The organism is Exiguobacterium sp. SL-10, from assembly GCF_004337025.1.
GTDB lineage: Bacteria > Bacillota > Bacilli > Exiguobacteriales > Exiguobacteriaceae > Exiguobacterium.
In genome coordinates, this window is record NZ_SJUP01000013.1 from 76,302 (window position 1) to 85,474 (window position 9,173).

General features: G+C 52.1%; 9 protein-coding genes. 8 read left to right on the plus strand and 1 reads right to left on the minus strand.

Annotated elements, in window-relative coordinates; genetic code table 11:
• The first annotated feature begins 90 nt into the window (after positions 1–90).
• From recX to EVJ33_RS13100, 8 genes are all read left to right on the plus strand, one after another.
• Positions 91–903 carry a recombination regulator RecX gene (recX, locus tag EVJ33_RS13065; RefSeq protein ID WP_131437814.1) on the plus strand — a complete coding sequence of 271 codons (813 nt, stop codon included), beginning with the start codon at positions 91–93 and terminating at the stop codon, positions 901–903.
• 49 nt (positions 904–952) lie between these two features.
• Complete coding sequence (locus tag EVJ33_RS13070) at positions 953–2,590, plus strand: L-lactate permease (protein WP_131437816.1); 1,638 nt, start codon at positions 953–955, stop codon at positions 2,588–2,590.
• Positions 2,591–2,908: 318 nt separating this feature from the next.
• Positions 2,909–4,633, plus strand: a complete 1,725-nt coding sequence (locus EVJ33_RS13075) for an ABC transporter ATP-binding protein (RefSeq protein ID WP_131437818.1) — start codon at positions 2,909–2,911, stop codon at positions 4,631–4,633.
• A gap of 22 nt (positions 4,634–4,655) precedes the next feature.
• On the plus strand, positions 4,656–6,701 hold the full coding sequence (locus EVJ33_RS13080) for an ABC transporter ATP-binding protein (protein WP_131437819.1): 2,046 nt from the start codon (positions 4,656–4,658) through the stop codon (positions 6,699–6,701).
• Between the two features lie 9 nt (positions 6,702–6,710).
• On the plus strand, positions 6,711–7,889 hold the full coding sequence (locus tag EVJ33_RS13085; RefSeq protein WP_131437821.1) for an RtcB family protein: 1,179 nt from the start codon (positions 6,711–6,713) through the stop codon (positions 7,887–7,889).
• A 123-nt stretch (positions 7,890–8,012) separates the two neighbouring features.
• Positions 8,013–8,402, plus strand: a complete 390-nt coding sequence (locus tag EVJ33_RS13090) for a hypothetical protein (protein ID WP_131437822.1) — start codon at positions 8,013–8,015, stop codon at positions 8,400–8,402.
• A 49-nt stretch (positions 8,403–8,451) separates the two neighbouring features.
• Positions 8,452–8,766, plus strand: a complete 315-nt coding sequence (locus EVJ33_RS13095) for a YfhH family protein (RefSeq protein WP_131437824.1) — start codon at positions 8,452–8,454, stop codon at positions 8,764–8,766.
• The gene (locus tag EVJ33_RS13100; protein ID WP_131437825.1) at positions 8,763–9,032 is read left to right on the plus strand and encodes a YfhJ family protein; all 270 of its coding nucleotides are present in this window, start codon (positions 8,763–8,765) and stop codon (positions 9,030–9,032) included. Before EVJ33_RS13095 ends, EVJ33_RS13100 begins: the two co-directional genes overlap by 4 nt.
• Positions 9,033–9,092: 60 nt before the next feature.
• Here the strand turns inward: EVJ33_RS13100 and EVJ33_RS15765 are convergent.
• The coding region (locus EVJ33_RS15765; protein ID WP_131436690.1) for an IS3 family transposase at positions 9,093–9,173 on the minus strand (81 nt) is incomplete at its 5' end.

Below are 9,173 nucleotides of genomic sequence, written 5' to 3' on the forward strand. Positions count from 1 at the left end.
AGTACAGATAATACCCTTTCTTCTAACTTATCAAAAATCCTGCTCGAAAGGGGAACGTGATATGTTAGAAGCAGGAAATGGAGGGATTTCGTGAAAATCGCCAAGTTTACGACCCAGAAGAAAAATCAAGACCGGCTCAACGTATACGTCAAGAAGGATGGGCGTGAGGAGTTTGCGTTCGCCATCGACTTAGATGTCTTCATCAAATATGGATTGACGAAAGGGATGGAGCTTGAAGACGACTTCGTCCGTGACGTCCTTCAAGCTGAAGAAGAACAGAAAGCGTATAAAGCGGCCGTCAATTATTTATCGTACCGAATGCGCGCCGTTTCAGAGGTACGTGACTACCTCGTGAAGAAAGAGATAGATGAGGCAGCCATCAAGCGCGTCATCGAGCGATTGATCGAACAGCGCTATTTGAACGATGCCGAATTTGCCAAAGCCTACACCCAGACGAAATTCAATACGAGTCCGAGCGGGCCAGTCAAAATCAAACGAGAACTCACTCAGCTTCGAATCGACCCGGACATCATTGAAGAAGTGATCAGCGCGATTTCGCACGAAGACCAGCTTGAAAAGGCCGGAAAGTTCGTAAATAGGAAACAAATGGAAACAAATCGTCGTTCTGCCACAGAAGTGCAACAAAGAATTCAACAAACCCTGATGCAAAGGGGATTTACGTTTGATATTATTTCAGAGGCGATTCTCACGTTTTGGGAGAACGAGGATGAGGACGTTGAACTTTCGGCTTGTTTGACACAGGCGGAAAAACTGAATCGGAAGTTCAGTGGATATGCTCCATATGAGCGGAAACAGCGGATGAAGATGCAGCTTCGACGCAAAGGTTTTCCATATGAGGTGATTGACCGGGCTTTAGATCGACTCGCTGAACAAGAGTCATAATGGGAGATTCATTTACGGTAGGGGAAAAATCTGAAAAGGTGGGTCTACATTGACGATTTTCGAATGGATTACAGCACTGATGCCGATTGTGGCAGTGCTCGTATTATTGGTCATTATGCGTTTACCGGCGTCAGTCGCGATGCCGCTCTCGCTTGTATTGACGGCAGGACTTGCGTTCTTCGTCTGGCAACTCGATGCGACGCGGATCATGGCGGCGACGTTACAAGGGCTCGTGATTGCCGTCACGACAGTCTGGATTGTGTACGGTGCAATCGGGATGATGAATACGATGAAAGAGGGGGGCGGTATGAACGCGATTCGATCTGGATTCGTTAACATTACACCAGATCCCCGAATTCAAGTGCTCATCGTCGGTTGGTTGTTCGTCTCATTCATCGAAGGTGCTTCAGGCTTCGGGACACCAGCTACGGTCGCGGCTCCGCTGTTGATCGCCCTCGGCTTCCCGCCGATTGCGGCGGTCGTCATCGCCTTATCGGCCGACGTCTCGGCGGTCACGTTCGGTGCGGTCGGAACTCCGGCTTTAATCGGAATTGGGAACGGGTTGTCGCTTGACGTCAATCAGCCTGAGACCATCGAGTTTTTGACAAGTGTCGTCTTACAGACGGTACTCATCGACATGTTCGTCGGTTTGCTCATCCCGTTTATTTTGATTTTGATGCTGACTCGATTCTTCAGTAAAGAGAAGTCAATCAAACCAGCGCTCGAAGTGTTCCCGATTGCCATTATCGCGGCACTCGCTTACAGTATCCCGGCTTACATTTGGACGCTCATTCTCGGATTTGAATTCGGAGGCATGCTCGGTGGGTTGACGGGTCTCGTCATTCTCGTCACGATGGCACGGAAAGGGATTCTTATGCCAAAACGGGTGTGGACGTTCGACGGCTATGCCGACGAGATTGACCAACCGCTCGATCAACCGACGATTGGCAAAGGAAAACGTGAACTGCCACAGTGGAAGGCGTGGGCACCGTATTTGATTTTGACGATCTTCCTCGTCTTGACACGGACTGTGCCATTCTTGAACGAATTGACGCGCAGCGTTCGCATCGACTTGCCAAATATTATCGGGGTCGAAGGAATCTCGACGTCGTGGGAACCGTTCTATTCACCAGGGTTCATGTTCATCTTGACGATGATCGCGACGTTCTTCCTCCACAACATGAGCTGGTCACAAGTGACCTCGGTGTTTAAAGCGACGACGCTCGGTGTCGTCGGGACGGCCATCACACTCGCCGCATCGGTGCCGATGGTCCGCATCTTCATCCACTCAGAAAACGGCGGCGCAGGACTGGCCTCGATGCCGGTCGAGCTTGCAACGGCCGCAGCCGATACGTTCGGCGGGGTTTGGCCGCTTGTCGCACCGTGGATTGGGGCGCTCGGCGCCTTCGTTTCCGGATCGGCCACGTTCTCAAACATGATGTTCTCGAGTTTGACGACGAACGTCGCCGAATCCGTCGGGTTGAACGAGACGCTCGCTCTGTCGATGCAAATGGCGGGGGCGAACGCCGGTAACATGATTTGCGTCTTGAACGTCGTCGCGGTCGCCTCGGTCGCAGGTCTTCTTGGAAAAGAAGGGACGATTATCCGCTACACGCTCATGCCGATGATTTATTACGTGACAGCGACCGGACTTGTCGGTTTGATGCTTGCCACGTTCTTCTTGTAAAAAAGTTACAAACTATTTACAACAATAATATTGACAATTTTCTGAACAGTCTGCTAAGGTTTTAGTAGATTTTCAAACTATGAACAGAGAGGAGCCAGCATGATGAAGTACATTCCAACACTACAACGCACACACACAACATCATATGGCTACTCGTATTTGACTGCGTAATTTGGCAGCTGGATAGGGGTAGTGTCCTTTCCCCTGACCATGCAAAAGACTGAAGACTCAGAAGCGTACTTCATCCGATTGGTTGCACAATCAGGTGACGTGCGCTTTTTTTTGCGTGCGCGGAAAGGACGAAAGGGGGAATCAGTCATGAAACTGATTAAACAATTGGATTGGTTTATTAAAAGACAGAAGCGGACGTATATCGTCGCCATCATCCTACTCATCATCACCGGCGTCGTCGATATGCTACCGCCGTGGATCATCGGGCAGGCAATCGATGCGATCCGCGAAGGGAGCTTGACGACAGAACGTCTCGTTATGATCGTCGGTTCATTGCTCGGCATCATGGTATTATCGTACGTCCTCTCCTATTTATGGATCGCCCGCCTGTTCGGTACGGCGTTCCTGCTCGAGAAAAAATTACGGGCTCGCTTCTTCGGCCACTTGCTCCGGCAGACGCCGCGCTTTTATCAGCAGCATCGCACGGGGGATTTGATGGCGCTCGCGACGAACGATTTGAAAGCGGTTGAACGGACGGCCGGTTTCGGCGTCATGACGCTCGTCGACTCGTTCAATATGACGCTGATCGCGCTCACGATTATGGGTGTCTTCATCGATTGGAAGTTGACGCTTGCGGCGCTCTTGCCGATGCCGCTTCTTGCCTGGTCGATGAATAAGCTCGGCCGCCAAATCCATGCCCGCTTCACAGCGGCGCAAGACGCGTTTGGCGTGATGAACGACCAAGTCGTCGAATCGATTTCGGGACTTCGAGTCGTCCGCTCGTTCGTCCAAGAAGACGCGGATACGAAAAAGTTCGATACGATCACCGACGACGTGATGGCGAAAAACATGCATGTCGCCAAAATCGACGTCTTGTTTGAACCGGTCATTAAACTGCTCGTCGGCTTGAGCTACTTGATTGGGTTGTCGTTCGGCACGTATCTCGTGTTCACGAACGACATCACGCTCGGTCAGCTCGTTTCGTTCAACATCTATCTTGGGATGCTTATTTGGCCGATGTATGCGTTCGGCGAACTGATTAACGTCGTGCAACGTGGTACGGCCAGCCTTGAACGCATCGAGGCGACGATGAATGAACCACCGGACGTCGTCTCAACCGGAACGGTCGAAGTCGGCGTCCCGGAAAAAATCACGTTCAAATCACTGTCGTTCCAATATCCGGGAACGACTCGCGCGTCGCTTGAAGACATCGTCTTGCACGTGTCACGTGGTGAGACAATCGGCATCGTCGGACCGACGGGGGCCGGAAAGACGACGCTGTTGCGTCAGTTGCTCCGAGAGTATCCGATTGATGACTCGTTACTCGTCAATGGAATCCCGATTCACGACATCAAGCTTGATACCGTTCGGGGTTGGAGCGGTTATGTCTCGCAAGAGCATTTGCTGTTCTCGAAGACGGTCCGTGACAATATTTTGTTCGGCGCCGATGACGCGACGGAACAAGACCTCGAGACGGCGATTCGGCTCGCGGCGTTCGATACCGATATCGAACATTTAGAGAACGGCCTTGAGACGGTCGTCGGGGAGCAGGGGGTTATGCTCTCGGGCGGTCAGAAACAACGGCTGTCTATCGCCCGCGCGCTCTTGAAAGATCCAGAGATCCTCTTGCTCGACGATTCGCTCTCAGCAGTCGATGCCAAGACGGAAGCCCGCATTATCGATTCGGTCCGGACGAGCCGGGCCGAACAGACGACGTTTATCGTCGCGCACCGCCTGTCTGCTGTGGCCCATGCCGACCAGATTCTTGTATTACAAGACGGTCGCGTCACAGAGCGGGGCACACACGACCAACTGATGGAACGACGCGGTTGGTATTATGAACAATACGTTCGACAAGGAGAGTCGGAGTAATCCGGGAAAGGGGGAATCTCTCATGATCGATCAATACGAATTAGATCCAGCTCGTAGGAAACGGACGATTCGCTCACTCGTTGGGTACGCCAAACAAGTGAAGCGCTCGATTTTCCTCGGCTTGACGTTACTCTTTTTAGCGGTCGGCGCGGAACTCGCGGGACCGTATATCGCAAAAATTATTATCGATGACCATATCGTCGCCATCGAGCGCGATTGGGTTCAAGTCGAGTCAGGCGGGAGTGTCGACTTTGACGGCAACTCCTATGAGAAAGAGACGCGGCTTGACGAAGAGACTGTCGTCCGACCTGTCTCGATCGTTCAGACGACAGACGGATACTATCTTGTTCCGGATGCCGTTATGAGCGGTGGGGTACGTGAAGTCGAAGACGGCGTCCTCACCATCACACGAAGCGAGGAATCAGCGACGTACGACAATATTGTGCCGCTCTCCTCGACTGACGTGTTCAAGTTTTATGAGACGGATCTTCGGGCTGTGCTTATGTTGTCTGCCTTGTACGTCGTCTTGCTTCTCATCGCGGCAGGGTTGAACTGGGGGCAACAGATGCTCCTCCAACGGTCGGCCCATAAGATTGTCAAGACGATGCGACTCGATGTCATGCGGCACTTACAGACGATCCCGGTCCGCTACTTTGACCAGACGCCGATCGGAAAAATCGTCAGCCGTGTCACGAATGACACTGAGACGATTCGCGACTTGTATTTAGGTGTGCTCGCACGTGTCTTCCAAAGCGTCGTCATGATGATTGGTGTCTTGATCGCCATGTTCTTCTTAGACGCGCGCCTCGGTTTCGTGTCGCTCATCATCATCCCGGTCGTCATCGTATGGATCAAGTTGTTCCAACGGCTGTCGACACGAAACAACTTCCGTGTTCGCGCCCTCGTCGCCGACATGAACGCGCAGTTGAATGAGAGCATTCAGACGATGCCGATCATTCAATCGTACGTCAAAGAAGATCTCGTCTATGACGAGTTCAACGAGAAAAATAGCGACAACTTCCAGACGCGCCGGAAACTGCTCAAACTCGATGCACTCATGTCGCACAATTTGGTCAACTTTTTCCGCAACATGGCGCTTGCCTTACTCATCTGGGTCGTTGGCGCGCAGACGCTCGGCACGGGCAGCGTGCTCACCCTCGGGATTTTGTACGCTTATATCGATTACGTGTCACGGATTTTCGAGCCGGTCACGCAAATCATGAACCAGCTGTCCCCGCTCCAACAAGCGCTCGTTTCGGCAGATCGGATGTTCCAATTGCTCGACGAGAAGGGGGAAGATGTCTCCTCAGAACGCATTGCACGCTTTAACGGCGAGGTCGCCTTCGAGGACGTGTCCTTCAGCTATGAAGCCGGAAAACCGGTGCTCCAACACATCGATATCCATGCAGAGCCAGGTGAAACGGTCGCACTCGTCGGCCATACGGGTAGCGGTAAGAGTTCGATTATGAACTTGCTCATGCGTTTTTATGACCCATCAGAAGGAACGCTTAACATCGACGGTATGGATGTTACGAAATTGCCGACACAAGCTGTCCGCGATCATCTCGGCATCGTGCTTCAAGACCCGTTCTTATTTACAGGTTCGATTCGCACGAACGTGACGCTCGGTGACGAAAGCATTTCTGACGACCGGATTTGGCAAGCGTTGACGGCGGTCGGGGCCGACCGTTTCGTCAAACAGTTACCGCACGGTCTCGACGAACCGGTCATCGAACGCGGTGCCTCGCTCTCGAGTGGGGAACGTCAGCTGATCAGCTTCGCCCGTGCCCTCGTCTTCGACCCGGCTATTCTCGTTCTCGATGAAGCGACGGCGAGTGTTGATTCGGAGACGGAAGCGCTCATTCAAGAAGCGCTTAAGACGCTCACTTACGGCCGGACGACGTTCGTCATCGCCCACCGTCTCTCGACGATACGGGAAGCGGACCAAATCCTCGTTCTCGATCACGGTCACATCATCGAGCGGGGGAACCATCAGTCGCTCATCGCAGATGGCGGCGTCTACGCTCGAATGCATGAGCTACAAAGTAAACAACAGGCCATCAGTTAAGGAGGCAACATGGAAATCATCGGAATGTATAACCGCGCCAAAGTCTTCAATGAACGGATTGACGATACGACGCGGGCCCAAATCCAAACACTTCTCGACCAACCGTTCACGAAAGGTGCCTCGATTCGAATCATGCCGGACATGCATGCCGGCAAAGGATCGGTCGTCGGGACAACGATGACGATTCACGACAAGGTCGTGCCGAACCTTGTTGGTGTCGACCTCGGGTGCGGCATGCTCTGTACGGAGATCAAGGTGAAGCGAATCGACTTTCAACGGCTCGACGACGTCATCCGTCAATACGTACCGAGCGGGATGAACATCCGGGATGCGGCACACCCATATGCCGCCGAGCTCCCGCTCGAAGATGTGCGGGCACCGTATAAGCTCGACCGGGCATTGCGCTCGGTCGGCACGCTCGGCTCAGGTAATCACTTCATCGAAGTGAACCGCGACGAAGCCGGTCGCACGTTTCTCGTCATTCATTCCGGCTCACGCCACCTCGGGGTCCAAATCGCCGACCACTATCAGCAGTTGGCGGTCGAGCACATGATGAAGACGGTCGACATTCGAGACGAGATTGAACGGATGAAGGCAAGGGGACGGCAGCAGGATATCTCGGCTTATCTCGAGACGGAGCGCGAAACACGGAAACGTTTCCGCGACCTCGCCTACGTCGAAGGGGAAGCGATGGAAGATTATATGCATGATGTCCGCATCGCCCAGCAATATGCGGCCGCCAACCGTCTCGCCATGACCGATGTCATCGTCGAGGCGATGAACTGGAATGTCGTCGATCAATTCGACACGGTGCACAACTATATCGACCATGATGCGATGATCCTTCGGAAAGGTGCCATTTCGGCGCGGGACGGCGAGCGGGTCATCATCCCGATGAACATGCGCGACGGCTCGCTGATCTGTACTGGCAAGGGGAACCCGGACTGGAACTTCTCCGGACCACACGGCGCCGGTCGCGTCATGTCACGCTCGGCCGCGCGGAAACGCGTCGACTTCAAGGAGTTCAAACAAGCGATGGACGGGATTTGGTCGAGCTCGGTCCGACCGTCGACGATTGATGAATCACCGTTCGTCTATAAGTCGATGAAGGAAATCATCCGTTATATCGAACCGGCTGTCACGATCAATCAACGGATTAAGCCACTCTACAATTTTAAATCGAATTAAATGAAGACGGAGCTCGATTTTAAGTTCTTCCTCTACTTTAAAGAGGGGGAACCTAGAATCGAGCTTTTATGCATTTGGGAATGATCGGATGCTGCGTTACACTAAGATAAAGGGGGGAGCGGGTTGAAGAAAATAACCAATCCACTAATCGTGTTGATGTTCATATTAGTGTTAAGTGCATGCGCTAAACCGATAGCGTCAATTGATGAAGTCGATTCTATACCGATCGAAATTCAAAATAATTTAAATAAAGAGGCACGCTTGCAACTGTTTACGAACAATCAAGGCGATCAATATATCCTCTTCGGCTCAAATGCAAGAGTGGATCGTGAGGTGAACGAAAAAAATAATCACGTCATCGTATCGTTTAAAGAAACGGAGGCGGATGGACAACAAGATGACGTTTATCGAGTCCATGCATACAAACTTAACGTCAATCAAAGTGAGGATACAACGCTCGACATCTATGTAAATGGTGAATTAACTCCAATCGATAACGTAACGAGTTTTTGACGAACCATTTCAATCTGAAATCTGATAGGCTACAAGTGAGGTGAGCGAAATGGAAAAACGATTGAGTGATTTATCAAAGTATGAGCTCGAGCAAGAGATTCGAGCGCTCCATGAACGGAAGCGGAAAGCCGAACAGATGGGCATGGTCAGTGAGATCGAGGTCGTCTTGCGACGAATCGCGATTGCCGAGAGCTATTTGATCGACCCGAACTCGTTCAAGCCGGGAACGACGTATATTGTCAACTATAATGAGCGTCCATTCCGCTTGAAGTTCGTGAACGGTGTCATGGGCTGGGGGACGTTTGAAGGAGAGACGGCCGAGCACGCCATCCCACTCTCGGAGCTATCGGAGGTGAAGGCATGAACCGGACCGAACAATACGAGCGTTTGGCTCATATCTTGAAACAAAAAAACGATGTCTTGAGCGACGTCGAGGCGTTGACGTGGGTCGAAGTACTATGGGAGGATTTTGAGACGACGCTCGCCCGTGCCGGCGAGCCGTATCCTGGGGAAGCGAAATCGTTCCAATACGTCGTCCAACAAATCGATGCGTACGGGCCGCAGCTCCACTTGTTCCAAACGAAAAATGAGAAGTTCAAACACTTGATGTCCAAGCGCGACATTCATTAAAAACCACGTCGAAATGAAGTGCTCCCTGTCAAGTAGACAGGACAAATAATGAAAACCAGCCTAGGCGGCTTGAGACCTGTATTCGACAGGGCTCAAGCCGTTTAGTCGTTTCTGGAAACGATCGTGGTTGTAGAACGATAT

Coding starts and splice junctions, on each gene's coding strand:
- EVJ33_RS13085 (WP_131437821.1), top strand. CDS start 6,711: ATGGAAATCATCGGAATGTATAACCGCGCCAAAGTCTTCAATGAACGG.
- EVJ33_RS13080 (WP_131437819.1), top strand. CDS start 4,656: ATGATCGATCAATACGAATTAGATCCAGCTCGTAGGAAACGGACGATT.
- EVJ33_RS13100 (WP_131437825.1), top strand. CDS start 8,763: ATGAACCGGACCGAACAATACGAGCGTTTGGCTCATATCTTGAAACAA.
- EVJ33_RS13095 (WP_131437824.1), top strand. CDS start 8,452: ATGGAAAAACGATTGAGTGATTTATCAAAGTATGAGCTCGAGCAAGAG.
- EVJ33_RS13075 (WP_131437818.1), top strand. CDS start 2,909: ATGAAACTGATTAAACAATTGGATTGGTTTATTAAAAGACAGAAGCGG.